We start from the raw sequence: 25,687 nt of genomic DNA on the forward strand, positions 1-25,687 counted from the left end.
GTTCGGGTCCAGTTCGCATTCCGTTCGGGCGAATCGACTAGACGTTTGTCCATTCCAGAGTGACCTTCGGATAGTCCACTACCCCGCGGATCGGCGAGGACTACGTACGGGAAGGGATCCGTGCACGTAGCGGTCGCCTGGGTGCGTGGGCGCGATGACACACGCGTACGTGGTGACGCCGGATCCCGTGCGCGCAGCCCGGGTACCCGGCACGGTCGCCGGTCGGAATCCTCATCGACCACGCCCTGCCGCACGGGACGAACGGGGCACGAGCGGAGCGGAGCGCGTCGTGTCTCGGGGGGCGCACTCCGCTCCGACCCGAACTGCTCGAAGATCCGAACCCGATCGGATGCTCGAGCGGTCAAACGCTAGGCCGGTCGCTGCATTCCGCCGTGCTACGCCGGGGCAAATACGAACACGAGGGGGCCGCCGTACGTAATCACAAAGTGATCGCCGGGGTGCCGTTGGGCGTGCGGGAGCATCGACCGGGCCGCGGACGGCTCGACTATCGGCGGGAGCGCGGGCAGGCTGTTCGACGAGGCGTCGAAGCGTGCGACGGCGGGCTCGGAGAGGAGGGCGAGAAGGATGAGGAGGATGATGCCGTCGACTCCGGGGCCGACGAGCGATTCACGACGGGGTCGTCGATGAACTTCAGCGGGACGCTTCGAACTCCAGATACTCCCGGAGCTGGCTGCGACGCTCGGTGCCGGTCTTGCGCATGAGTCGATGCAGGTGCGTCTCGACCGTGCGGACCGAGAGGGTGAGCGCATCCGCGATTTGCTGGTTCGTCATGCCGGATGCCGCCATGCTCGCCACCTCCCTCTCGCGTGCCGTGAGGTCGACGACGACGGTCTTGAATCGCGCGATATCGTACGGCTCGGCCGCGAGTCCTTCACGCAGCGCTTCGAAGCGCTCGCGCGCATGATCGGCGCCCACCTGGTCGCCGGCGTGGGCGAGCGCTTCGGCCGCCGTGCGGAAGGCGACCATCGCCATGCCGGTGCGTTCCTGCACCACGAGCTCCTCGCCTGCCGCGAGCATCTGCTGCGGATCACCCGAGGCTATCGACGTCGCGAACAGATAGTGCGTTCGGGCCAGCTGCGCCGGCACCTGCGTGATGCGCTCGGCCGCGACTGCGAGCTTTTGCGGTGTGGGCGCGAGCTCGATGCTCACCAGGCTCGACACGATCGACGCGACCCTGGCGCCGCGTTCCCAGAGCCGCTCAGCCATATCGTGCAGCACGTCGCCGGCACGCTGGTAATCGCCGGCCCCGGCAGCGATCTGCGCATAGGCGTATCCGCGAGCGGTGCCGAGCCAGGATCCGTCGGGCAGCGGATTGCGTTCGAAGTCGGCCACACGCTGCTGCACGAGGCGCTTGTTGCCTCGACGCGATGCGAGCACGGCCGAGGTGATATCGAACGCGAGCTGCGTGAACGGCGGCTCATGGAACGGCTCCCCGATGGCGTACATGACGTCGAGCACTCGCTCGACGTCGCCGAATCTGCCGTCGAGGACCGCCACCGAGAGGGCGATGAATCCGTGCGCGCGCATCGCGATCGGGTCGAATCGCTCGCGCCCCTCGTCCATTCCCTGTGCCGCGTCGTCCGCCGCGCGTCGGAGGTGGCCGTCCGAGATGTCGTTCAAACCGTCGATGATCGCGGCCAGAGGCTCAAGGGGTGCCTGCGTCTCGTTCCGGATCGCATCGATGTGCATACGTGAGGCGGCCGTCTCGCCGCGCACGGTGAGGACCGAGGCGTGGGCGCGATGCAGCGCGATGCGCTCCAGGCCCGACAGGCCCGCTTCGATGGAGGGAAGCGTGGCCAGGTCGCCATTGCCGATCAGAGCATCCTCGATCTCCACGGCCCGCGCGAGCAGGATCGCACCCGCGCTGCCCACACTGGCGGCGGAGTCGCGGAGTTGGGCGACTGCGCGGGCGGCCTCGAGGTGTGCGAAGGCGACATGCTCGGCGCGCAGGACGTGCCACTCGACGAGCAGGGTCTCGTCTGCGGGGAGTCCCTCGGACGCCGCCAGCACCTCGTCGATCTCCTCGGTGTGCGCGGCCGACGCGACCAGCGCTCGCATGTAGTCCACCGCTGCCCGCACGGAGGGGGCGCGATTCCACTCGGCGCGGGAGATGAGCAATCGAGCACGCCGCTGCTCGTGGACGAATCGCACGAAGCCCGCCATCTGACCGGCCGCGTCGTAGGCGATGTCGTTTTCGTCGGTGTCCGCGGGCATCAGGTCATCCTGCAGTGCGCGGGTCAGCCGCAGTCGCCGGGCGGGATGCGAGACGTGCCGGAAGTACTCGACGATGAGCGGCGGCTTGACGTTGACCAGAAACCTCCCTCCGGTCGCGTAGAGCTCGAGGAGGGACTGCTTCTCGAGCTCCTCGAGTCGCTGGGCCGAGATGACGGGTTCGACGGCGGCGAGCTCGACGATGCCCAGCAGCGAGAGTGTCTCTAGAGCGTCTCGCTGATCGGGCGTGAGGTGTTCGAGCAGCGACTCGACCATCGTGACGAGACCGTTGGACCACAGATCGCGTGTCGCCACCCACGAGCCTTCCCTGCTTTCGAGGCGGTTCTCGCGCACGGCGGTATCGACGAGCGCGAATGCCAGCCCCACATTGCCGCCGGTCTTCGCGTACACCCGCGAGAGAGCGGAGGGTTCGATCGGGCCACCCAGGCGCGCGGTGAGTGCCTCGTCCAACTCGTCGTAGCGGAAGGCGGGAAGGTCCACCGTGTAGGTCAGCGCCATCGATGCGGCGGACAGTCCGCCAGGGGTGTGCCGAGCATCGGCGGTCCTGATCCTGGTGATGACGACCGGAATCGCCTGGCGACGCTGCACGGCCGTGACGACGCCCCAGGTGGCATCGTCGAGGTCGTTCCAGTCATCGATGAAGATCACTCCGCGCTCCTGGCGCATGCGTTCGGCGATCTCATCGACCGATCCGGCGATCGCCGACGCGCGCCCCTCGCGCGCCGCCGAGACTCCGGCGATCGACAGAGCCACCAGCGGGTACGACTTGAACGCGGGCACGCCGTTGACGGTGAGGACGAACCAGTTCTCGTTCAGGAAGTGGTTCCGCAAGCGCTCCCACAGCGTCGTGCGGCCCGCACCACGATCACCGACGATGTCGATGCTCCCCCCGCTGCCGATGATGCCGACGGCTTGGGCGAAGAACTGATCCCGGCTGTGCACCATATTTCCCCTTGCCATCGATCGCCGACGTGCGCTATTGGGCATCGTACGACCGCGGGGTGCGTCAGGAACAGGGTTTGATGCAGCGACCCTCACTCGGTGTGCTCGGCATCGATGAGTTGCCACGTCACGCCGAACCGGTCGAGGATCGTGCACGCGAAAGCTCCGCCGCCGGCGTTCACGGTCGGGAGGCGACTGCCTTCTTCGAGGAGCACAACCTGGGCCTGCTGCACTTGCACGGAAGTGCCCTCGACGAACAGCGCGATACGCGAACAGGGCTTCACGGTGTCGTGGCTGAGAGTGTCGGACAGCTGGAGGTATCCGCCCTCGAGGGCCAGCACGGCGTACGCGATGCGGTCTTCCATCCCCGGCGGAATCGCGATAGGCATCTCGGAGTAGGTGCTCAGGCCCTGGACGTCGGCGTTGAAGGCCGCGACGTAGAGGTCGATGGCCTGCTGGCATTCGCCTGCGTAGGTGAGGTGGGGGGAGAAGCTCACTGTCGCGTCCGATCATTCGTGACGGGGATTCGGATGCCGGCCCGGCCTGCCGTGGGGAAGGCTCCCGCGCTCGGAAGGGAGGAGAGCGCGGGAGCCGATGCGCTCGTTGAGGGCGAGCGCATCGTGGGGGAGGACGCGGGTATGTGTTCCTCTCCCACACCTCACGGGGAGGGCGAGGTGTCGTATCGAGAGTGGCAGGGCGCAGGGTACGTCCTCATAGCGACTGAGAGGGGTACGTGGACTCCGGCTGTATCCGTAGAGGAAAGCTCGACCGCGTACGTGCAGCGTCTCGCCGGCCTACGCAGAACCGCTCGGGTCAGTCGGCGCATTCGGATGCGCGTGACGGCGCCCGGGGCGATCGAGTTCCTCAGCGGCGGTCGATCGCACCGCTACCCGGGGGGTGAGCATCGTCACGCTGCTCGGGAATCGAGAGTCGCGAGTGCCCGGGCTACGGCGATCGAGAGGAGGCGACGCGTACGCCGACGCGAGAACTACGCAGAAAGGATGCCCCAGCACGGCATGACGGCGCGACCGCCCGTCTTCTCATGACACCGGAGGGACGATGAGCGGGTGGATGGGTGTCACCGACCCCCCACGCCAGCGGGTCCTGTTCCGCTGGACGCAGCGGTCGGCTTCCCAGGGGGATTGGCGAGGTCGACCCCTGCGACTCCGGCTCGGATGGTCTGGCACAGTCCGGAGAGCTCAGACGAAGCGGACGGTCTGCTGCAGGCGGGTGCGCACGTCGAAGAGCTCGTTGCCCCCGATCGCCCGCGCCTGCGGCACACCCTGACGCAGCACCATCGCGAGAGCGCTGCGTCGCACCACGACGACCGGAACTCCGCGGCTCGTGCCGAGCGGCGTGACGGCTTGGGCGAGGTCGTCGTCGGGCAGCACGATGATCGCCCCGCCGAAGCGCACGCGCGCGGCCTTCGCGACGGTGCGCATCCGACGCAGAGCAGCGGTGACCGGCGCGCGGGTGCCCAGACTCGGGCCGGTGATCTCGCCGCGGCGGAAGCCCACGACACCCCCGAAGTCTTCAGACATCACGCCGTACAGTCCGGACGGGCCGAGCACCACATGGTCGAGTTTGTCGTCGGCATCCGCTCCCACCGCGACGTCGTGCCACACCGTGAAGCCCATGCCGAGGTCGGAGACCGTGCGGGCCGTGGCCTCCTCCGCCAGCGCGTCGGCGAGCATCCGCCGCAGGTCACGCGGAGCCGAGCGCACGAGCGCGGGGTCATACGGATCGGGGACCTCGACGCCGCGGCCGGCCCATTCGCGAATGAGCACGAGGTAGCGTTCACGGCGCCAGCCGCCGGGGTGCCCGTAGGACCGGGCGCGGGGACGGGTGTCGGTGCGGGCGGCGGGCGGGCGCCATCCGCTCCACTCGGTCCCGGGCTCGGCGGCCGTCGCTCCTGCCACACCGGAGCGGCGGTCGTAGGCGGCGCGGCTCTCGACGGTGCCGACCAGCTCCCACGCGCGCTGCACCTGGATGAACATCGCCGCATCTCCACCGGTATCGGGGTGCGTCTGCCGGAGGCGGAGGCGATAGGCGCGGCGCAACTCGACGTCGTCGACCGTGGGGTCGACGTCGAGGATCTCGTAGGCCGAAGCCGAGAGCGGACTGTCGAACATCGCTCTCCCTCCGCGACCGCGGCATCCAGGATATCCGGCGGCCGTTGTGGTTCTCCCGATGCCGGGGGGGTCAGGCGGGCACGTCGACGATGCGCTCCACGCCGAGAACGGGTGCGATCCCGCCGCCCGATGCGGCGGCGAGGTCGTCCGTGAGGTGCGCGAGCTCCGGCTCCGGTGCCCACAGCTCGAGCGTGGCTGTCGCCGTGTAGGTCGGCTCGCCGAGCGTCGCGCCGTGATGCGCCGCCCATTCGCGCAGCAGGTTGTCGTAGCGACCGGCGTCGGCGTGCGGCACCTCGAACGTCACCTGGCGCAACGCCGCTCGCCGTACGAGCGCGGCCAGGTCGAGTGCCTCCGACACCGCTGACGAGTAGGCACGCACCAGGCCACCCGCTCCGAGCTTCACCCCGCCGAAGTACCGTGTCACGACCGCGACCACGTCGGTCAGTCCGCGCCGACGCAGCACCTCGAGCATCGGGATGCCCGCGGTGCCGGACGGTTCGCCGTCATCCGACGACCGCGCCTGATCGCCGAGCAGACCGGTCACCATCGCCGTGCAGTTGTGGTTGGCATCCCACGCCTTCTTGCGGATGCCGGCGATCACGGCCTCGGCCTGCTCGACCGAGGTGACGGGCTCGATCCGCGTGAGGAAGCGTGACTTGCGGATGACGGTCTCATGCTCGACGGCAGACGCGATGGTCGCGGGGTAGCTGCGGGCGGCGGTCACCCGCCTCACGATACCGATGCCGCGGGAGGCTCAACGATCGACGAACGCCATCTGCTGCGGGTTGTAGCGGTCACCGCTCACGCCGATGCGTGTCGCGAGGGCAGTGAGGTCGGCGACCTCGTCGGCCGAGAGTGCGACGGCCGTGCTCGCGGCGTTCTCCGCGATGCGGGTGGTGCGCCGGGTGCCGGGGATCGGCACGATCCACGGCTGCTGGGCGAGCAGCCAGGCCAGCGCGATCTGGCCGGCCGTGGCGTCCTTGGCGGCGGCCAACTGCGCGACGTGCGCCACGAGCGCCTGGTTCGCGGCCCGGTTCTCTGCCGTGAAGCGCGGAATCGTGGCGCGGATGTCGCCGGCCGCGAAGTCGGACGCGGTGTCGACGGTGCCGGTCAGGAAACCTTTGCCGAGCGGGCTGAACGGCACGAATCCGATGCCGAGTTCGGCGAGCACCGGCAGGATCTCAGCCTCGGGGTCGCGGGTCCACAGGGAGTATTCGCTCTGCAGCGCGGTGACGGGATGTACGGCGTGCGCGCGGCGGATCGTCTCGGCCGACGCCTCGGAGAGCCCGAAGTGGCGCACCTTCCCCTCGGCGATCAGCTCGCCGACCGTGCCGGCGACGTCCTCGATCGGCACATCGGGATCGACACGGTGCTGGTAGAAGAGGTCGATCACGTCGGAGCGCAGACTCCGCAGCGATGCCTCGGCTACCCGGCGGATCTGCTCGGGTCGACTGTTCAGGCCGACGCTCTTGCCGTCCTGGATATCCCACCCGAACTTCGTCGCGAGCACGACCCGGTCGCGGATGGGCTCGAGTGCCTCGCCCACGAGCTCCTCGTTCACATACGGTCCGTACACCTCGGCGGTGTCGAAGAAGTCGACGCCGTGATCGACCGCCGAGCGCAGCACCGCGATCATGTCGTCGCGGGTACCCGGATTGGGGCCGTAGCTCTGTGACATGCCCATGCAGCCGAGTCCGACCGCGGAGACCTGAAGGCCCTGTCCGAGAGTGCGCGTGTGCATGAGTGGTCCTTTCGTCGCGGCCGCGGACGGATCGGCGGCCTGGACCCGACGCTACGCGCACGTGCGGCGACGGGGGAGGGTCTGGTGGAACCCCGTTGACGGGAGCCCCTCTCTCGGCAGGAGGCCGCTGCCGGACCCTCCTGCGCGCCGCGCGGATCCATCGAAGGGTGGAGACCCGTCTCCGCCCCCTGCGCGATCCGGTCGAGGGTGAGGGCGGCTGGACTGGAGTCATGCTCCGCACCCTCCGCTCCCTTCCGCTGTGGCTCACCTCTCGTCGCGGGGGATGGATCTCCCTGCTGATCGCGGCGGTCGCGTTCACCGCCCTCCTCGGCGCGTTCGGACGGGCATCGGTCCCGGCAGGCAACGACGTGGCTCCGCCGGATTCCGAATCCGCGCAGGCCGCGCTCCTCGCCGAGCAGTTCCCCGACGCGGACGAGCACACGGTACTGCTGGTCGCCTCCCGTGACGACGACGCACAGCTCAGCGATGCCGACCTCGCCGCCCTCGGTGCGCTCTCGGGCGAAGTCGAAGCGGAGACCGGGCACGCCCCCCACGGTCCGATCGTCAGCGACGACGGCGAGGCCGTGGTGATCCAGGCGACGCTGACCCTGGACGACGACGACGACGACGCCGCCGCTGACGCCGTGCACGGTCTGCGCGACACCGTGGCCGAGCACCCCCTCACCGGGATGCACGTGCAGGTCACGGGCGGGCCCGCGTTCGGTGTGGACGTCGCCTCCGCGTTCGACGGCGCGGACTTCACGCTGTTGATGGTGACCCTCGGGATCGTGGCTCTGCTGCTCATCGTCACGTACCGCTCGCCCGTGCTGTGGATGATCCCCCTCATCGTGGTCGCCCTCGCCGATCAGCTGGCCAACAAGGCGACCGCGGCGATCGGCGCCGGGCTCGGGCTGCAGTTCGACTCCGGGATCGTGAGCGTGCTCGTCTTCGGTGCCGGAACGAACTACGCCCTCCTGCTCATCTCGCGCTACCGCGAAGAACTCGCCCGCGAGACCGATCATCGCCGCGCCCTGGTCGCCGCCTGGCGTGCCACCGCCCCCGCGATCGTCGCCTCGAACGTCACCGTGGTCCTGGCGCTGTCGACTCTCGCCCTCGCGGTGATCCCGGGAACGCGCGGGCTCGGCATCGCCTCTGCCGTGGGCCTGCTGATCGCGCTCGCCGCCGTGCTCCTGGTGCTGCCACCGGCGCTCGCCGTGTGCGGCCGTCGACTGTTCTGGCCGTTCGCGCCGCGCGTGGGCGATGTCGCGGCCACGGGCCGCGTGTGGGGTGCGGTGGCTCAACGCGTCTCCCGGCGCCCGTGGGTGCCGCTGGTCGGCGGACTCGCGCTGCTCGGCGTTCTCGCCGGTGGGCTCGCCGGAGCGTCCGTCGGGCTCACCCAGGTCGAGAAGTTCCGTGTCGTGTCCGAGTCGGCCGCAGGTCTCACGGTGCTCGGCGATCACTTCCCGGCCGGGGAGGCGCAGCCGATGATCGTGATCGGCGATACGGCGGAGGCCGATGCGCTGGTCGCCGCGATCGACGACGTGCCGGGTGTGCTCCGGGTATCGGCGACCGGGGAGAGCAGCGACGGAGCGCTCACCCGTCTGCTCGTCGTCGGTGAGCCGGCGCCCGGAACGCCCGCGAGCCTCGACCTGGTGAGCGCGGTTCGAGGGGCCGTGCAGACAGTGCCGGATGCCGACGCCGTGGTGGGTGGTCCGGTGGCGGCGGATCTCGATGCGCGCGAGGGCAATCGGCGCGACCTGCTGCTGGTCGTCCCGCTCGTCCTCGCCGTCAGCCTGCTCGTGCTGATCGTGCTGCTGCGCTCCCTGGTGGCGCCGGTGCTGCTGCTCGCGGTGAACATCCTCAGCGCGGTCGCGGCCATCGGCGCCGGCACCTGGCTGAGCAGGGTCGTGTTCGGGTGGGACGCGCTCGACCTCCAGGTGCCCCTGTTGTCTTTCCTGTTCCTGGTGGCGCTCGGGATCGACTACACGATCTTCCTCGTCCATCGCGCGCGCACGGAGGCACGGACGGTCGGCACGCGGCAGGGGATGGTGCGCGCCCTCACCGCGACGGGCGGCGTGATCACGAGCGCCGGTGTCGTGCTCGCGGCCGTGTTCGCCGCGCTGGGCTTGCTGCCCCTGGTCACGCTCGGGCAGATCGGCCTCATCGTCGGGATCGGCGTGCTCGTCGACACCTTCGTCGTGCGCACCCTGGTGGTCCCGGCGATCTTCGCGATCGTCGGCGAGCGGATGTGGTGGCCGCGGAAGGCCGGGGGCGCGGGATCCCGCGGGGATCGACACGCGGATCGACACGGACACCGGCCGCACGGGGGAGAATACGAAGATGCCGCAGTCGCCATCTCCGCAGACGCGGACTGAGCGTTCCGGCCGCGTCGATTCCGCGGCCGGGATCCGCGCGCCGCGCACGTGGGCGAGCCTGGTCGGTTCCATCCGGATCGGTCAGGCCGTCATCACGGTCGTGCTGCTCGTGGTCGGTGCGTGGCGTGCCGCGGCGGACGGTGTGCCGCTGCCGTGGGTCCTCGCCTTCTCGCTCGTCTTCCTCGGCTGGTACGGCGGCGGTCTGCTGCTCGGCGAACGCACCGCCGACCGTCGCCTCGCGACCTGGTGGCTGCTCGGGCTGACCCTCATCTGGCTTGGCGCGGTCGTGGTCTCGCCGGAGTTCGTGTGGCTCGCCTTCCCGCTGTGGCTGCTCGCCGGATTCGTGATGCGCCTGCGGTGGGCGCTGCTGCTCAGCGGCGTGGTCCTCGCCGTGGTGGTGACCGCTCCGCTGCTGCACACCGGCACCACGACCTACGCGAACGTGATCGGTCCCCTCGTGGGCGGCGTCTTCGCGCTGGGGATCTCGCGCGGGTACCTCGAGCTCGTCCGCGACGGGCGCGAGCGCCGTCGGCTGATCGCCTCGCTGGTTGCGACCCAGGAGGAGATGGCAGCTTTGCAGGACGAGCTCGCCCGCACCCAGCGCGAGTCGGGGGCGACGGCCGAGCGCACCCGGGTGTCGCGCGACATCCACGACACCGTCGCGCAGAGCGTGTCGTCGATCGGGATGCTCGCGCGTTCGGCCCTGGAGGTCGACGATCCGTCGCAGCGCACGCGCGCTCTCGAGCAGATCGGCGCCCTGGCGGCGGAGGGGATGGCGGATGCTCGGCGCATCGTGAACGCCCTGGCGCCGGCGGAGCTGGAGTCGACGGCGCTCGGCGACGCCCTCGCCCGGATGCTGGAGCGCCTCACCGAGGAGACCGGGATCGAGGCCGCTCTGCACGCCGACGACGACCTGCCGTCGCTCGGCATCGATGCCGAGGTGGCCCTGCTGCGGACGGCGCAGTCGGCCCTCGCGAACGTCCGCTCCCACGCATCGGCCTCCCGTGTCGTGGTCACCCTGGCCGATGCGGGCGATGCGGTGCGCCTCGACATCGTCGACGACGGGATCGGGTTCGACGCCCGGCACTGGGACGCCCAGGGCGGCGTCGGCAGCCGCGGCGGCGGCTACGGACTGCGTTCGATGCGTGCGCGCCTGCGGGAGCTCGGCGGAGGGCTCGATGTGGAGAGCGCCCCGGGCGACGGCACCGCGCTCTCGGCGCACATCCCTCTGGGCCGCGCCGCTCAGGGGCGACGGAACGGAGAACAGGGATGACCCCGGTGCGCGTGCTGCTCGTCGATGACCATCCCATCGTCCGCGCCGGTGTGCGCTCGCTGTTCGACCATCGTGACGACGTCGAGGTGGTCGGTGAGGCGGCGTCCGGAGAAGAGGCGCTCGCTCTCGCTCGGCACCTGCATCCCGATGTCGTGCTGTGCGACCTGCGGCTCGGTGAGGGCATGGACGGCGTGCAGACGACCGCCGCCCTGCGCACGCAGGATCCGGCCCCGGCCGTCCTGATCCTCACGACATTCGATCGCGACGCCGAGATCCTCGGTGCGATCGAGGCGGGAGCGGCGGGGTACCTGCTCAAGGATGTTGCCCCCGACGAGATCGTGCGTGCGATCCGGCAGGCCGCATCCGGCGGACTCGTGCTCAGCCCGGAGCTCAGTGAGCGGGTGGTGCAGGTCATGCGCGCGCCGCGGGTGCGGCTGACGGGCCGTGAGCTGGAGGTGCTCCGGCTGCTCGACACCGGGGCGTCGAACCGCGAGATCGCCAAGACGCTGTTCGTGACGGAGGCCACCGTCAAGACCCACCTCGTGCACGTGTTCGAGAAGCTCGGCGCCGACAACCGGGCGCGTGCCATCGCCATTGCACGCGAGTCCGGTCTGCTCTGAGTCCGGTCTGCTCCGAGTCCGGTCTGCTCCGAGTCGCCCGCTGGCGCGGGCCGCGTGTGCGGGGCCGGACCCTGTCAACCGTTCGATGGATCCCCGGAACGGCCGCGACGCCGAGGCTGGAATCAGACCGAAAGGATTCCCGATGCGCAGACTCTTCACCGCCGCGTTCGCCTCCATGATCGCGGGCGTCGCCTCCGGACTCTTCTACCGAGAGTTCACCAAGATCAACGGCTTCCCCGAGGGGGAGGCGACGCAGCTCGGGCTCGTGCACACGCACCTGCTCGTGCTGGGCTTCATCGTGCTGTTGATCGTCCTGCTCCTCGAGAAGGTGTTCGCGCTCTCCGAGAGCCGCCTGTTCGGCTGGTTCTTCTGGCTGTACAACGCGGGCCTGGTGCTCACGTCGGCCATGATGATCTGGCACGGCTGCCTCACGGTGCTCGGGCAGGAGTCGTCGAGCATGATCGCGGGCATCGCGGGGCTGGGCCACATCCTGCTCAGCGCCGGTATGGTGCTGCTGTTCCTCGCCTTGCGGAAGCGTCTGTTCGCGACGAAGCCCGCCGCCCCGGCTGCGGCCGCCCCGGCCGTCTCGGCCTGACGGCGTTCACCACTCAGGAACGTCAGGGCCGGACAGCCGTGTCCCCGTGATCCGGTCCGGTGCCCGACGAAGTTCCTGAGTTGTGAACAGAGACCGCCCGAGGCCGGAGTCAGTCCGCCTCGACCGAGTCGTCGCGGAGGTGCGCGATGTGCGCCGCGTGCCGGGCCAGGTGGTTCGGGGAGCGGCGCACGAACAGCCAGGCCACGAGCAGCACGACGAACCAGATCGGCGTCACGAGCAGCGCGGTCAGCGTGTCGGGCTGGGTCGTGAGCGCCCACAGGATGAACACGAAGAACGCCAGCACCACGTAGACCATGAACACACCGCCGGGCAGTCGGAAGGTCGACGCGGCGACCTTGTCCTTGCGGGTGCGGCGGTACACGAGGTAGCTGCACAGGAAGATCGTCCAGACGAACATGAAGCACAGGGCCGAGACCGTGGTCACCATGTCGAACGCGGTGCCGATGTCCTTGCCCGCGTAGAGCAGCACCACGCCGGAGAGCAGCAGGATGCACGACAGGAACAGGGCGTTCTGCGGCACCCGGCGGCGCGAGAGGCGGGCGAACATGCGCGGGGCGTCGCCGTCCTGTGCGAGACCGAACACCATGCGCGAGGTCGAGTAGATGCCGGAGTTCGCGCTCGACATGGCGGAGGTCAGCACCACGAGGTTCACCACCGTCGCGGCGATGCCGAGTCCGGCGAGGGCGAACATCGCGATGAACGGGCTCTCGCCGGCGACGTACTCGGTCCACGGGGTGACCGCCATCAGCACGATGAGCGCGCCCACGTAGAACAGCAGCACACGGATCGGGATCGCATTGATGGCCTTGGGCAGGTTGCGCTTCGGGTCCTTGGTCTCCGCCGCTGCGGTGCCCACGAGCTCGATGCCGACGAACGCGAACACCGCGATCTGGAAGCCCGCGACGAAACCCATGAATCCGTGCGGGAACATGCCGCCCTTGTCCCACAGGTTCGAGAAGCTCGCGGTGCCGGCGTCGTGTTGGAATCCGGTGAAGATCATCACGAGTCCGGTGATGATGAGCGCCACGATCGCGACGATCTTGATCAGCGCGAACCAGAACTCCATCTCGCCGAACGCGGCGACGGTCGGGAGATTCAGGGCGAGCAGGATGACGATCACCAGCACGCCGGGGATCCACAGGGGGATTCCGGGGATGAGCGCATCCGTGTATCCCGCGATCGCGATCACGTCGGCGACGCCGGTGACCACCCAGCAGAACCAGTAGGTCCACCCCGTGAAGAAGCCCGCCCACGGGCCGAGCAGGTCGCTCGCGAAGTCGCTGAACGACTTGTACTTCAGGTTCGACAGCAGCAGCTCGCCCATCGCCCTCATGACGAAGAACAGCATGAAGCCGATGATCATGTAGACGAAGATCACCGAGGGGCCCGCGACCGAGATGGTCTTGCCGCTGCCCATGAACAGCCCGGTGCCGATGGCCCCGCCGATCGCGAGCAGTTGGATGTGGCGGTTGCTCAGCGCTCGCCGCAGATGCTGTTCCTCTCCTTCCGCGGCGGTGTCGCGCTCGCGTCCGGTTCCCCCCGTGTACTGCTTCGTCACTTTCTTCCTCCGGTCCTCGTCGACGGTTGCCGTCCGACGGTACCTGGAGGAGGCGCCGAGTCCAGAATCGAGTTCCGGTCTTCCGGCCCGCCGAATCGATTCGATAAGCTGGTGGCACCCCCGATCATCCCCTCAGTTCTGCGAGCCGCTCCTTCATGGCCACCTCCCTCACCACGGGCCGTCCGTGGCGCGTCATCCTTGCCTTCTCCATCCCGCTCCTGCTCGGCAACGTGGTGCAGCAGCTCTACCAGTTCGCCGACGCCATCGTCGTCGGTCGTCATCTCGGCGTCACCTCGCTCGCCGCCGTCGGAGCGACCGGAAGCCTGCTGTTCCTGCTGCTCGGGTTCGCCTGGGGGCTGACGAGCGGTTTCGCGATCCCGATCGCCCAGGCATTCGGCGCGAGGAACGACGCGGCAGTACGCCGATCGGTCGCGACCGGCGTACTGCTCAGCGCCATCACGAGCGTCATCCTGACCGTGGGGGCGCCCCTCCTCGCCGGCCCGATCCTGTCGCTGCTGCAGACGCCGCCCGAGCTGATGGCCGAGGCGACGATCTTCACGCAGATCAGCTTCCTCGGCGCGAGCGCGACGATGTTCTTCAACTACCTGTCCGCGATCATCCGTGCGATCGGCGACTCGAAGACGCCGCTGGTGTTCCTGACCGTGTCGTGTGCGCTCAACGTCGGCCTCGTCGTGTTGATGGTCGGGCCCCTCGAATGGGGAGTGGGGGGAGCTGCGCTCGCCACGGTCGTCGCTCAGGCCGTCTCGGTGGCACTGTGCCTGGAGTTCGTGCGTCGGCGGCTGCCGATGCTCCACCTGCGCCGAGCCGACTGGCGCATCACCCGTGACGACATCGCCGAGCACCTGCGACTCGGCCTGCCGATGGGGTTCCAGGCGTCGATCATCGCGATCGGCACGCTCACGGTGCAGGTCGCGTTGAACACCCTCGGCGCCGACGCGGTCGCGGCCTACACCACGGGCTCGCGCGTCGACAGCCTCGCGGTCGCCCTGCTGTCGTCTCTCGGCCTCGCCGTCTCGATGTACGCGGCGCAGAACCACGGCGGTCGTCGGCCCGACCGCATCCGTCGCGGTGTGGTCGAGGCGACCTGGATGGCGGTCGCCGCCGGTGTGGTCCTCGGTGCCCTGCTGGTCGCATTCGGCGCCCCGATGGTGCGCCTGTTCATCGGCGAAGGATCCGACGTCGTCGTCGACGACGCGCATCGGATGCTCATCATCAACGGCTGCGGGTACTGGGCGCTCGGCATGCTGTTCGTGCTGCGCGGCGCTCTTCAGGGACTCGGTCACACGCTCGTGCCCACCGTGACCGGCGTGATCGAGCTCGTGATGCGCGTGGGCGCGGCGATCGTGCTGGGGGCATGGATCGGATTCGACGGTGTCGCGTTGAGCAACCCGCTCGCCTGGCTCGGAGCGATCGTGCTGCTCGTCCCCGCGTACATCCGCGCCCACCGCGCTCTCGGACGGCTGCCCATCGACCCCGCGGAGGCGACGGAGACCTCGGCCATCGCGATCGTCGGACCGACCGACGGGTCGATGGTCGTGGACGCGGTCGTCACCCAGCCGGTGCGGGTCGTGCGGGCGCGCCGCCTGCGTTGGCCACGTCGTCGCTGACAGCCGCGCCGCTGTCGTTCCGACTGTGCCGGTCCGTACAGATATCCGCCTTCAGGATGATGCGAGTCGCACTTGAGGCGGATGCCCATTCCGGGGGACACTTCTAATGTCGAATGAGTGGAGTAACCACTGACGGGGGGTCGTCATGACGACATTGAGAATGGCCAGTGATCTGGCTGCGGTGATGGTGCCGATCGGTTACGTGGGTGCGGCGCTCGCCGTCATCTTCGCGATCGTCGCGGCGGTCGCGATCGTCCGGGGTTCCGGTGGGCTCGCCGGGGGCGCGGTGGGTCTGTGGATCGTGGGCGCGCTGATGAGCTTCGCGGCGTCCTTCGCGCGCGAGTGGACGCCGCTGATCGTGGCATGCGCGGCGCTGACGGCGATGCTGATCGTCGGGAGCGTCGTGCGCGCGATCGTGAATGCGGCCGGGGTGGAACGTGCCGACCGCGCGGTCGAGGAGCTGCCGAAGGCGGTTCCCGCGTCGAAGACGCCCGTCACGGCGACGTCGAAGACGCCCGTCGCAGCGACGTCGAAGGTTGCGCTCACGAAGACCGGGCCGGCGACGGCGACGATCGCCGTCGTGCGCTGACCTCAGCGGTAGTCACGGTCACGGTGCTGCCCGGCCTCGTCGCCGGACTGCACCCGCGCGGCTTCGCGTGCCCGCAGCTCGACGCGTCGGATCTTGCCGGAGATCGTCTTGGGGAGCTCGGGGACGAACTCGATGATCCGCACCCACAGATGCGATGACAACCGTTCGTGCGCGTGGGCGAAGATCGCGCGCGCCGCATCCGAACCGACGGCCGGAGCTTCCGGGGTCAGGCAGATGTAGGCCTTCGGCACCGCCAGGCGCGTCGGATCGGGACTCGGGATCACCGCTGCCTCGATCACGAGGTCGTGCTCGAGCAGCACGGACTCGAGCTCGAAGGGTGAGATCTTGTAGTCGGAAGCCTTGAACACGTCGTCGGAGCGGCCGACATAGGTGAGATAGCCGTCGTCGTCGCGCACGGCGATGTCGCCCGTGTGGTGGTAACCGCCCGTCCGTGACTCCGCGGTCTTCTCCGGGTCGTCGTAGTAGCCGGCCATGAGCCCGAGCGGCGGCTGCGACAGATCGAGCGCGATCTCACCCTCGCCCTGCCCCTCGGTGACTGCGCCGGTGACCGGGTCGAGCAGCACCACCGGATAACCGGGCAACGGGCGTCCCATCGAGCCGACCTTGCCCGCCTGGCCGGGGGAGTTGCCGATGCACGCGGTCATCTCGGTCTGACCGAACCCGTCGCGGATCGTCCCGCCCCAGGCGTCACGCACCCGGTCGATGACCTCGGGGTTCAGGGGCTCGCCCGCGCCCACCAGTTCGCGCGGAGGGCGGGTGAGCCGGGCGAGATCGGCTTGGATCAGCATGCGCCACACCGTCGGCGGCGCACAGAACGTCGACACGTGGTGGGTGTCCATGACCTGCATGAGCGTGTTCGCGTCGAAGCGGGCGTAGTTGTAGACGAAGACGGTGGCCTCGGCCAGGAACGGCGAGTAGAAGCTGGACCACGCGTGCTTGGCCCAGCCGGGGGAGGAGATGTTGAGGTGCACGTCGTCGGGGCGCACCCCGAGCCACCACATGGTCGACAGGTGCCCGATCGGGTAGGAGGCGTGGGTGTGCTGCACGAGCTTCGGGCGGTTCGTCGTGCCCGAGGTGAAGTAGAGCAGCGCGGTGTCGGACGAGGGGGTCGGACCGTCGGGCGCGAAACCCGCCGGAGCGGCGGTGGAATCGGCGAAGCGTGCCCAGCCGGAGGAGATGTCGTCGCCGACGCCGATGCGCAGGATGCCGGGATCGATGTCGTCGAGGCGATCGGCGAGCGCTCCGAGAGTGATGACCGCCCGCGCGCGTCCGTGCTCGACGCGGTAGGCGAGGTCCGAAGCCGACAACAGGGTCGAGGTCGGGATCGACACGGCGCCGATCTTCGTGATCGCCAGCATCACCTCCCACAGCTCGATCGTGTTGTTCAACATCACGATCACGTGGTCGCCGCGACCGATGCCGAGCGTGCGGAGCCAGGAGGCGACCTGGTCGGATCGCGCCGAGAGCTGCCCGTAGGTCCAGGAGCGCAGGCTCAGGTCGGCCTCGACGATCTGAACCGCCGGGCGGTCGGGGTTCTCGCTCGCGACCACGTCGAACCACTCCAACGCGAAGTTGAACTCGTCGACCTCCGGCCAGACGAATCCGTCGCGGGCCGCCGCATAGTCGGTGGCGTTCGCGAAGAGGAAGTCCCGCATCTCGCGGACGGTGTGCGTGGCGGCGGTGGCGCTGCGGCTCATGGTGCTCCCTTGCTCCTGGCTGGCGTGCCTTCCATCCTCGCGCACGCACCGACGCTCCGCTCGTTCCGGTCGCACTTCGTGCCGTCTGAAACGGAATCGGACGGCACGAAGTGCGACCGGAAGGGTCAGGTGGAGAGCACTCCCGGTCCGTCGCGCAGTTCGAACACGAGCTGGGTCTCGGTGCCGCGCACGACGGGGTGCACCGTGATGTGCTCGAGAACGATGTCGCGCAGGGCCGTCGCATCCTGCACGGCCACATGCACGAGGAAGTCGTCGACGCCGGCGACGTGGAACACCTGAAGGACGCGCGGGATGTCGACCAGGGCATCGAAGAGGGCCGTCACCTTGTCTCCTGTGTGGTTCGCCAGGCGCACCTTGATGATCGCCTGCAGCGGGAAACCCAGAGCGGCCCCGTCGACGCGGATGCGCGTGTCGCGGATCACTCCGCGCTCGCGCAGCGCCCGCACCCGATGTGCGCAGGTCGACTCGGCGAGGCCGAGGCGATGTGCGAGCGCCTTGTTCGTCGTCTCGGCGTCGCGGCTGAGGACCGCGAGCAGCTCGAGGTCGGTCTCGTCGAGTTGCGCTTTCGCCAACGGGTGGCCTCCTTGCCCTTCGGATCCTGCACAGAATAGCGTTCAGCGTCGAATTCCTGGCGGCTTCTGTCGAGTTCCTGCGGTTTCATCGTGATTCCGGCAACGTGGAGTCATGACTGCATCGCTGCATCCCGACACCGTCGCCGTCCACGGCGGCCGCTCCGACCTCGAGGGGCTCGGGGTCCACGCGCTGCCGATCGATCTGTCGACCACGAACCCGCTCCCGGACATCGAGCGCGGCGGCGACTCGTACGAGGCCATGGCGACGGGAGGGCGTCCTCCGGCGGACGGCAGCATGGTCTACGCACGACTGTGGAACCCCACGGTCGCCCGCTTCGAGGAGGCACTCGCCGAGCTCGAGCACGCCGAGGCCGCGGTCGCCTTCGCCTCGGGCATGGCCGCGATGACGGCCGTGATCCTGGCGCACACGGGAGCGACCGGGGCGCGCCACGTCGTTGCGGTGCGTCCGCTCTACGGGGGGACCGACCATCTGCTCGGCTCCGGCCTGCTCGGCGTCGAGACCACCTACTGTCACCCCGACGAGGTCGCTGCGGCCGTGCGCCCCGACACCGGCCTCGTCGTGGTGGAGACCCCGGCGAACCCCACCCTCGACATCGCCGACATCGCCGACGTCGTGCGCCAGGCCGGCACGGTGCCGGTCGTCGTCGACAACACGTTCGCGACCCCCGTGCTGCAGAATCCGATCGACCTCGGGGCGGCGATGTCTCTGCACAGCGCCACCAAGTACCTGGGCGGGCACGGCGATGTGATCGCCGGCGTCGTCGCGTGCAGCGAGGAGACGGCGGAGGCTCTGCGCCGCGTGCGGGCGGTGACGGGAGGGCTGCTGCATCCCCTCGGGGCCTATCTGCTGCACCGCGGCCTCACGACTCTCCCCGTGCGGGTGCGGCACCAGCAGGAGAGTGCGCGGCGGATCGTGCAGTGGCTCATCGATCGACCCGAGGTCGCCGAGGTGTTCTATCCGGGACTCGACGGCGACCCGCGCGGCATCCTGGAACGGCAGATGCGCGGCACCGGCGCGATGATCGCGATGCGCATGCGCGGCGGATTCGCCGCGGCCTCTGCGGTCACCACCGCGACCGCACTGTTCACGCACGCGGTGTCGCTCGGCGGAGTGGACTCGCTGATCCAGCATCCGGCGGCGCTCACGCATCGGCCTGTCCCTCCCGAAGCGCGTCCGGCAGCCGACGTGCTGCGTCTGTCGATCGGCTTGGAGGATGTCGACGACCTCATCGCCGACCTCGCCCAGGCGTTCGCCGGCGTTCCGGCCTTCGAGGTCGACGCGCCCCTCTCCGACCGGGTCACCTCCTCGCGCGCGGCACACCGGGGGGCAGTTCGCGCCTGAGGAGGTGGCTCGGCGTTCCTGTGGCGGATCAGAGGGAGGGGAGTCGGATCGTGCCGGTGGCGATGCGCTCGGTCGGCATCCGGTCGCGGTCGTAGGTGATCTCCGTGTAGCCGTGCGGGGTCGGCACCCCATCGTCGTCGAGGCTGACGAACACGATCTTCTCGATCGTGAGGATGCGCTTGCGCGTGATCATGTTCCTGGCCACCGCGCGCATGGTGAGCGACGTCGTGCCGAAGTGCGTGGCCTGCAGGCCGATCTCGATCAGATCGCCCTGCACGGCCGAGGCCTCGAAGTTGATCTCCGAGATGTGCTTGGTGACGGCACGGTAGTTGCCGAGCTGGACGATCGCATAGATCGCCGCTTCTTCATCGATCCACTTCAGCAGGCTGCCGCCGAACAATGAGCCGTTCGCGTTGAGGTCCTCCGGACGGACCCACTTGCGCGTGCGGAAATTGAGTCCGTCCTCCGACCACTGCCACGCCGGTGCCTTCTGCTTCGCCATGGGCACGAGGCTAGGCGGGTCGTGAGTCCGCGATGTTACGGCCCCTTTTCGCGCAGGGCACAGGGGCCTGGCACCCCCGTTTGTGCACTAGCCACAAGAAACTGAGTTTCATCGGTGCTGAGACTTGGTTTCGAGCGGCAAATCCGGGGGTCGCGAGTCGGGGTGCCCATACAGTCGCCGGTGGCAACGACGCCACTGACCCCGGGAGTCCTCAATGACGAGTACCACGCCCCACTCGCACGGAATCGGCATGCGCATCGCCGTGATCGTGCTCAGCCTGCTGCTGGCCGCGATGGTGATCCTGTTCTTCGCGACGACGAGCAAGATCGCCGCCGGTGCCTCCGAGCTCGCCGACGGAACGACGTCCGCGAAAGAAGGATCGGCCGACCTCGCTGCCGGTGCCGCAGACCTCTCGGCCGGTGCGTCGCAGCTCGCCACGGGGACAGGTGTCCTCTCCGCGGGCGCGGCCAGCGCGCAGGAGGGCTCCCAGAAGCTGAGCGACGGGGCCACGACGGCGGCGAGCGGTGCCATGAGCCTGGCCGACGGCGCGAGCAGCCTCGCCGCCGGCGCATCGACCGCGGCAGCCGGTGCCGGCAAGGTCAGCGGGGGAGCCCAGAGCGCGCTCGCCGGGGCTCAGGAGCTCTCGACGAAGATGGCGCAGGCGGATGCCGGGGCGCAGACGCTGGCAGCGGGAGTGTCGACCCTGGCCGCCGGAGTCAACGGAGCGCACGCGTACGCCGGGCAGGTACTGGCGGGTGCGAGCGCGCTCAGCGGCACGCTCGGCACGAAGGTCGACGCGAACGTGATCGCTCTCGCGCAGCCCGAAGCGAAGAGCCTCCTGCAGGGAGTGGCATCCACGGCGCCAGGGCATTCGCAGCAGCTTGCCGACGCGCTCGCCACGATGTCAGCCGCCGACGAGCAGAACCTGCAGCTCAAGGCGCTCGCCGAACTGGCTGCCGGCGTCGATCAAGAGGTCGATGCGATGGCTCCCGTGGCGGCCAAGGGGTCCGACCTCGCCCAGGGGCTCGTCGCCGCCGCCGGCGGGTCGGCGAAGGTCACGGCCGGGGTCAACGGCCTCATCAACGGCGACGTCGCGAACAAGTGGCCGGGCACCGTGGCGCTGGTCGCTCCCCAGGGGGCGCCGGCCCTCGTCGCGGGCGCGCAGTCCCTGCACTCCGGCACGTCGCAGCTCTCGGCCGGCGCCGCCACGCTGGCCGCCGGGTTGCAGACGCTCTCCACCGGGGCCTCCTCCCTCTCCTCCGGCACGGCGAACCTCAGCGCGGGCGCAACCCGCCTGAACGACGGCGCCAGCACGCTCGCCACCGGCGTCGGTGCGCTGCAGGCCGGTGCCGGCGACCTCAACATCGGCATCGAGAAGCTCTCCGCCGGCGCGGCGACGGTCGCGGACGGCTCCGGCGATCTCGCGGACGGCGGCGACAAGCTCGAGGCCGGGGCCGCCGACCTCGCCGCGGGGAACGGGTTGATCGCCGACGGCTCCGACACCCTCGCCACCGCCACCGCGGGGGCCGCGCCCTCGATGCTGCCGTGGATCCTCGGCATCGCCCTGGCCGGGCTGATCGCGATCGGCTTCTGGGTCGGTCACCGCATCTCCCACCGCCGCTCGCTGGCCCTCGCCGCCTGATCCGCGTCCGCTCACCCCACCCGCCTCCATCCCCACCCGAGGGCCTGGGCGGATGCCTCCCCACCGGCATCCGCCCAGGAACTCGCATCTGCCCGCATCCGCGCGCATCTGCCCGCATCCGCTCGCATCCGCTCGCATCTGCCCGCATCCGCTCACGGCAGAGCCGCCCAGGGCAGAATCCGCTCCGCACGCCCGCGGGGCGACAGAGGCTGGGGGCATGAGCGAAGACAACCCCATCCCGCAGTTCGGTCCCGAAGCCCGGCGCGCACTGTTCCACGAGCGGGTGCTCGTGCTCGACGGTGCTCTCGACGACGACAACGGCACGCTGCTGATGACCCAGCTGCTCGCGCTGTCGGCCGAGGACCCCGTCGCCGACATCGCGCTGTGGATCCACTCGCCCGGCGGCTCCGTGCCGTCGATGCTGGCCATCCGCGACATCATGCGGCTGATCCCCAACGACGTCGCCACCCTCGCCCTCGGACTCGCCTGCAGCGCCGGACAGTTCCTGCTTTCCGCCGGCACCCCCGGCAAGAGGCGGGCGCTGCCGCACGCACGCATCCTGATGCATCAGGGTTCCGCGGGCATCGGCGGATCCGCGGGCGAGCTCGAGACGCAGGCCGACGACCTGCGGCATATGCGCGACACCGTGCTCGGCCTCATCTCCGACGACACGGGCCAGCCCATCGCGCGCATCTTCGAGGATTCCCTTCACGACCGCTGGTACACCGCGGTGCAGGCGCAGGACTACGGCTTCATCGACGGCATCGTGGCCTCGATCGCCGAGGTGATGCCGCGACGACGTGCGCGCGTCGGACTGGGGGCGGACGCATGAGCGGCTACACGATCCCGAACGTCATCGCGCAGCATCCCCGAGGCGAGCGCATCATGGACGTCTATTCGCACCTGCTCGCGGAGCGGGTCATCTACCTCGGCACGGGCATCGATGCGGGGGTCGCGAACGCCCTCATCGCGCAGCTGCTGCATCTCGACGCGGACAGCCCCGAATCCGGCATCCAGTTCTACATCAACAGCGAGGGCGGCGATCCGGGCGCAGCGCTCGCGATCTACGACACCATGCAGCACATCCGTCCCGGCGTCGCGACCACCTGCGTCGGGCAGGCCATCGGACCGGCAGCACTCCTCGTCGCTGCCGGAGATCCGGGGGCGCGGGCCGCCCTCGCCCATGCGCGCATCGTGCTGCACCAGCCGGCCGGACAGTCCCGGGGTGCGATCCCCGACCTGATCCTCGCGGCCGACGAGGTGGTGCGGGTGCGCTCCGACATGGAGGAGATCCTGGCCAGGCACAGCGGCCGGACGGTCGCGGAGCTCCGGGTCGACACCGATCGCGACCGGGTGTTCACCGCCGCCGCCGCCCTCGACTACGGGCTGGTCGACACGGTGCTGGGAGCGCGGAGCTGATCTGCCTTCCGGGCTCGCGGACGGATGCATGAGCGGCGGACGATTGCATGACCGATGCGGTGCCTGTGGTCATGCATCCGTCCGTCGATCATGCAGATGACGGCTCCGGGATCACGCGGCGAGGGCGAACGCGCCACGCGAAGGGGCCGTCGATCGCAGACTGTCGGCAACGTCGCTCGTCAGCTCGACGAGGCTCGTGTCGAGGGCTCCGGCGATCGCGGCGATCATCTCGCTCGACGGCTCCTTCAATCCACGCTCGACCTCGGAGAGGTACTGCGGCGAGACACCGGCCTTGTCGGCGGTCTCGGAGAGGGTCTCCTCGCGGTCGTGACGTCGGCGGCGCAGCTGGTCACCCAGCAGGTGTCTCCACAGGGGCTCGGGATCGCTCGGGCGGGGGCGTTCGGAGCGAGGGGTGCGCGGGAATGCGAGGATGTCGGCCATGCCTCACGATAATCCGCGGCATCCGGCGGCTTCGAGCGGTTCTGCTCAGAGCAGAACCGTGGTTCAGCAGTCTGCGCGCCCCGAGGTGTGATCGGGAGTGGGAGTGCGATCGGGAGCGGGCTCGGGCTCCGCGGCGACAGATGCGGCCGCATCCGTCGCCGCCCAGCTGGCGAGCATCCGCAGCTTGTCCGCCGACGCCGTGCCCGGCTCGGCGGTATAGGTCGACAGGTGGAGTCCCGGGTCGGCCGGCAGCTCGAACGCCTCGTAGGTCAGCTCCATCTCTCCGACGATCGGATGCGCGATGCGCTTCACGCCCGTGCGGTGGAAGCGCACGTTGTGGGCGGCCCAGAGGGTGCGGAACCGCTCGCTCCGCGTCGAGAGCTCGCCGACGAGATCGGTGAGCTTCCGATCGAACGGATTGCGGCCGGCCTCACCGCGCATCGCCGCGACGAGCTCCTGCGTGTTGCGGTCCCACTCCGGGTAGAACTCCTGCGCCGCCGGATCGAGGAACGCGAAGCGGGCGCTGTTGGGCTGCGGCTGCGCGAACACCGGCGCGTAGAGGGCACGGCCCAGGGCGTTCGCGGCCAGGTAGTCGAAGTAGTTGTTGCGCACGATCGCCGGCGCCTCGGTCATGGCATCGAGCAGGCGGAGGATGCTCGCACGCAGCTCCGTGGCCTTCTTCCGCGGCGTGCGTGCGACCGGCGAGGCGTTCGCGGTGCGGGCGAGGTCGAACAGGTGCGCGGTCTCGGCCTCGTCCAGCTGGAGCGCGCGGGCGAGGGCGTCGAGTACGCTGTCGGACGCGCCGGACAGGTCGCCGCGCTCGAGCCGCGTGTAGTAGTCCACGCTGACACCCGCGAGGAGCGAGACCTCCTCGCGGCGCAGGCCCGGTACGCGGCGGTTGCCCCCGAATGCGGGGAGGCCTGCCTGATCGGGGGTGATGCGTGCGCGCCTCGTGGAGAGGAACTCGCGCACCTCGCTGCGGGTGTCCATGCCTTCGACGGTACGCGCTCAGCGACCGTGGAGGGAGGTACTGGCGGTACCGGTGACCGATCCGCGACGCCTCACAGTGCCGCGGTCACCCCGGGCAGCAGCTTGCCGAGGATCGCCCCCAACTGTTCGCGCTCCTGTGCGGTGAGCGGATCGAGCACGAGCTCCCGCACCTGCTCGACGTGCACGGGGGCGGCCGTGCGCAGCATCTCCCGTCCGGCCGGAGTCAGTGCGGCCGAGAGGGTGCGCTTGTCGGACCCGCACGAGGTGCGGGTGACCCAGCCGCGTTCCTCGAGAGAATCCAGAGCGTGGCTCAGGCGGGATCGGCTGAGGCCGGCGATGCGGGCGAGCTCGGTCATGGTGACGGCGCTCTCACCCTGACCTGCCAGGGTGACGAGGATCGCGTATCGGGCGTGGTTGAGCCCGACCTCTTCCTTCAGCGTGCGATCGAGCACCTGCGGCAGCAGCTGGACGAACCGGATGACGGGGAGCCAGGTCTCCATCTCGGTGTCGTCGAGGCGACGCGGATGCTGCTGCTCCGCCGTCATGCTGTCCTCCTGGGTGTCACTCGGGTATCCCGCGGGTGTCACGCTGCCGACAGGTCGAGCGTGTGCGCCGTGTGGTCGCGCTTCGCCTGCAGGTAGCGGGTGTTCGCTTCGGACAGGTGCACCTCGGTGCGCACGCGCTCGGTGACGCGGATGCCGAGCGCTTCGAGCTGCACGGCCTTGTCGGGGTTGTTGCTCAGCAGGCGGATGCCGTCGACGCCCAGCGCGTTCAGCATCTGGGCGGCCACCGTGTAGTCGCGCTCATCTTCGCCGTGGCCCAGGGCGACGTTCGCCTCGTACGTGTCGAGGCCCGCGTCCTGCAACGCGTAGGCGTCGAGCTTGGCGTACAGGCCGATGCCCCGGCCCTCCTGGCGGAGGTAGAGCAGGAACCCGCCTTCGTCGGCGATGCGCTCGACGGCTTCGCGCAGCTGGGGGCCGCAGTCGCAGCGCTCGGAGCCGAACACGTCGCCGGTGAGGCATTCGCTGTGCGGACGGACGAGCGGTGCGTCCCCGCCGTCTATCGCGCGTTCGAGTGCGGCGCGCCAGTCGCCGAGCCCGAGCAGCAGGTGCTCGCGGCCGTCGACGAGGCCGTCGAAGGTGACCACGTCGGCGGTCGTGGAGAAGCCGTCGCCGAAGCGCAGCGGCACGCGGACGCGAGTGCGTTCCGTGGCGACCGGAGCGACGGTTGAAGTTTCAATCATGTCGGGTGCAACGCGGCGTTCGGCGGACTATTCCCGGATCCCAGGATTT

23 protein-coding genes are annotated in these 25,687 nt (G+C 69.7%); 10 read left to right on the forward strand and 13 right to left on the reverse strand.

Features of this window, described 5'->3' with window-relative positions; genetic code table 11:
• Nucleotides 1–651 precede the first annotated feature (651 nt).
• The 5 genes from GLO27_RS12335 to GLO27_RS12355 form a co-directional block, all read right to left on the reverse strand.
• Complete coding sequence (locus tag GLO27_RS12335) at nt 652–3,198, reverse strand: LuxR C-terminal-related transcriptional regulator (RefSeq protein WP_167255138.1); 2,547 nt, start codon at nt 3,196–3,198, stop codon at nt 652–654.
• Nucleotides 3,199–3,287: 89 nt separating this feature from the next.
• Nucleotides 3,288–3,692, reverse strand: a complete 405-nt coding sequence (locus GLO27_RS12340) for a VOC family protein (protein WP_167255140.1) — start codon at nt 3,690–3,692, stop codon at nt 3,288–3,290.
• 702 nt (nt 3,693–4,394) lie between these two features.
• Nucleotides 4,395–5,327, reverse strand: a complete 933-nt coding sequence (locus GLO27_RS12345) for a DnaJ domain-containing protein (protein ID WP_136024708.1) — start codon at nt 5,325–5,327, stop codon at nt 4,395–4,397.
• 70 nt (nt 5,328–5,397) lie between these two features.
• Nucleotides 5,398–6,051, reverse strand: a complete 654-nt coding sequence (locus GLO27_RS12350; protein WP_167255141.1) for a YigZ family protein — start codon at nt 6,049–6,051, stop codon at nt 5,398–5,400.
• A 30-nt stretch (nt 6,052–6,081) separates the two neighbouring features.
• A complete protein-coding gene (locus tag GLO27_RS12355) occupies nt 6,082–7,068 on the reverse strand; it encodes an aldo/keto reductase (protein WP_136024706.1) in 987 nt (328 codons plus the stop codon).
• A gap of 230 nt (nt 7,069–7,298) precedes the next feature.
• Between GLO27_RS12355 and GLO27_RS12360 the strand changes: the two genes are divergently transcribed.
• The 4 genes from GLO27_RS12360 to GLO27_RS12375 all read left to right on the forward strand — a co-directional run bounded on the left by GLO27_RS12360 (nt 7,299) and on the right by GLO27_RS12375 (nt 11,931).
• Nucleotides 7,299–9,443: an MMPL family transporter gene (locus GLO27_RS12360; RefSeq protein ID WP_167255143.1), complete on the forward strand. Its 2,145-nt coding sequence runs from the start codon at nt 7,299–7,301 to the stop codon at nt 9,441–9,443.
• The gene (locus GLO27_RS12365) at nt 9,409–10,716 is read left to right on the forward strand and encodes a sensor histidine kinase (RefSeq protein WP_167255145.1); all 1,308 of its coding nucleotides are present in this window, start codon (nt 9,409–9,411) and stop codon (nt 10,714–10,716) included. Before GLO27_RS12360 ends, GLO27_RS12365 begins: the two co-directional genes overlap by 35 nt.
• Nucleotides 10,713–11,336 (forward strand): response regulator transcription factor, encoded by a 624-nt coding sequence (locus GLO27_RS12370; RefSeq protein ID WP_029260668.1) that lies wholly within the window; start codon nt 10,713–10,715, stop codon nt 11,334–11,336. Before GLO27_RS12365 ends, GLO27_RS12370 begins: the two co-directional genes overlap by 4 nt.
• Nucleotides 11,337–11,478: 142 nt before the next feature.
• Nucleotides 11,479–11,931 carry a DUF2871 domain-containing protein gene (locus GLO27_RS12375; protein ID WP_167255147.1) on the forward strand — a complete coding sequence of 151 codons (453 nt, stop codon included), beginning with the start codon at nt 11,479–11,481 and terminating at the stop codon, nt 11,929–11,931.
• Between the two features lie 109 nt (nt 11,932–12,040).
• On the opposite strand, the gene cycA is transcribed toward GLO27_RS12375, so the two are convergent.
• Nucleotides 12,041–13,510 (reverse strand): D-serine/D-alanine/glycine transporter, encoded by a 1,470-nt coding sequence (cycA, locus tag GLO27_RS12380; protein ID WP_167255149.1) that lies wholly within the window; start codon nt 13,508–13,510, stop codon nt 12,041–12,043.
• 155 nt (nt 13,511–13,665) lie between these two features.
• On the opposite strand from cycA, the gene GLO27_RS12385 reads away from it, so the two are divergent.
• Nucleotides 13,666–15,138 carry an MATE family efflux transporter gene (locus GLO27_RS12385; protein ID WP_029260665.1) on the forward strand — a complete coding sequence of 491 codons (1,473 nt, stop codon included), beginning with the start codon at nt 13,666–13,668 and terminating at the stop codon, nt 15,136–15,138.
• Nucleotides 15,139–15,283: 145 nt separating this feature from the next.
• Nucleotides 15,284–15,727, forward strand: coding sequence for a hypothetical protein (locus GLO27_RS12390; protein ID WP_167255151.1), 444 nt, complete (start codon nt 15,284–15,286; stop codon nt 15,725–15,727).
• A 2-nt stretch (nt 15,728–15,729) separates the two neighbouring features.
• On the opposite strand, the gene GLO27_RS12395 is transcribed toward GLO27_RS12390, so the two are convergent.
• Both GLO27_RS12395 and GLO27_RS12400 read right to left on the reverse strand, forming a co-directional pair.
• Entirely contained in the window at nt 15,730–17,445 is a 1,716-nt protein-coding gene (locus tag GLO27_RS12395) for an AMP-binding protein (protein ID WP_167255153.1), read from the reverse strand.
• 125 nt (nt 17,446–17,570) lie between these two features.
• On the reverse strand, nt 17,571–18,038 hold the full coding sequence (locus GLO27_RS12400; RefSeq protein ID WP_021201573.1) for an Lrp/AsnC family transcriptional regulator: 468 nt from the start codon (nt 18,036–18,038) through the stop codon (nt 17,571–17,573).
• A 112-nt stretch (nt 18,039–18,150) separates the two neighbouring features.
• Here GLO27_RS12400 and GLO27_RS12405 point away from each other — a divergent pair, with 112 nt between their 5' ends.
• A complete protein-coding gene (locus GLO27_RS12405) occupies nt 18,151–19,401 on the forward strand; it encodes a PLP-dependent aspartate aminotransferase family protein (protein WP_167255155.1) in 1,251 nt (416 codons plus the stop codon).
• A gap of 28 nt (nt 19,402–19,429) precedes the next feature.
• Here the strand turns inward: GLO27_RS12405 and GLO27_RS12410 are convergent, their stop codons facing one another.
• The gene (locus GLO27_RS12410) at nt 19,430–19,903 is read right to left on the reverse strand and encodes a hotdog domain-containing protein (protein WP_021201575.1); all 474 of its coding nucleotides are present in this window, start codon (nt 19,901–19,903) and stop codon (nt 19,430–19,432) included.
• A 214-nt stretch (nt 19,904–20,117) separates the two neighbouring features.
• Here GLO27_RS12410 and GLO27_RS12415 point away from each other — a divergent pair, with 214 nt between their 5' ends.
• The 3 genes from GLO27_RS12415 to GLO27_RS12425 all read left to right on the forward strand — a co-directional run bounded on the left by GLO27_RS12415 (nt 20,118) and on the right by GLO27_RS12425 (nt 22,964).
• Nucleotides 20,118–21,545: a hypothetical protein gene (locus GLO27_RS12415; RefSeq protein WP_167255157.1), complete on the forward strand. Its 1,428-nt coding sequence runs from the start codon at nt 20,118–20,120 to the stop codon at nt 21,543–21,545.
• A gap of 217 nt (nt 21,546–21,762) precedes the next feature.
• Complete coding sequence (locus GLO27_RS12420) at nt 21,763–22,377, forward strand: ATP-dependent Clp protease proteolytic subunit (RefSeq protein WP_021201577.1); 615 nt, start codon at nt 21,763–21,765, stop codon at nt 22,375–22,377.
• Complete coding sequence (locus GLO27_RS12425; protein WP_029260660.1) at nt 22,374–22,964, forward strand: ATP-dependent Clp protease proteolytic subunit; 591 nt, start codon at nt 22,374–22,376, stop codon at nt 22,962–22,964. Before GLO27_RS12420 ends, GLO27_RS12425 begins: the two co-directional genes overlap by 4 nt.
• Nucleotides 22,965–23,075: 111 nt before the next feature.
• On the opposite strand, the gene GLO27_RS12430 is transcribed toward GLO27_RS12425, so the two are convergent.
• From GLO27_RS12430 to ribA, 4 genes are all read right to left on the reverse strand, one after another.
• Nucleotides 23,076–23,405 (reverse strand): helix-turn-helix transcriptional regulator, encoded by a 330-nt coding sequence (locus tag GLO27_RS12430; RefSeq protein ID WP_021201579.1) that lies wholly within the window; start codon nt 23,403–23,405, stop codon nt 23,076–23,078.
• A 63-nt stretch (nt 23,406–23,468) separates the two neighbouring features.
• Nucleotides 23,469–24,395, reverse strand: coding sequence for a helix-turn-helix transcriptional regulator (locus GLO27_RS12435; protein ID WP_167255159.1), 927 nt, complete (start codon nt 24,393–24,395; stop codon nt 23,469–23,471).
• A gap of 71 nt (nt 24,396–24,466) precedes the next feature.
• Nucleotides 24,467–24,940: a MarR family transcriptional regulator gene (locus GLO27_RS12440; protein ID WP_021201581.1), complete on the reverse strand. Its 474-nt coding sequence runs from the start codon at nt 24,938–24,940 to the stop codon at nt 24,467–24,469.
• A gap of 38 nt (nt 24,941–24,978) precedes the next feature.
• On the reverse strand, nt 24,979–25,638 hold the full coding sequence (ribA, locus tag GLO27_RS12445; protein ID WP_031208311.1) for a GTP cyclohydrolase II: 660 nt from the start codon (nt 25,636–25,638) through the stop codon (nt 24,979–24,981).
• Nucleotides 25,639–25,687 lie beyond the last annotated feature (49 nt).

This window comes from Microbacterium sp. Be9, from assembly GCF_011754135.1.
Lineage (GTDB): Bacteria > Actinomycetota > Actinomycetes > Actinomycetales > Microbacteriaceae > Microbacterium > Microbacterium maritypicum_A.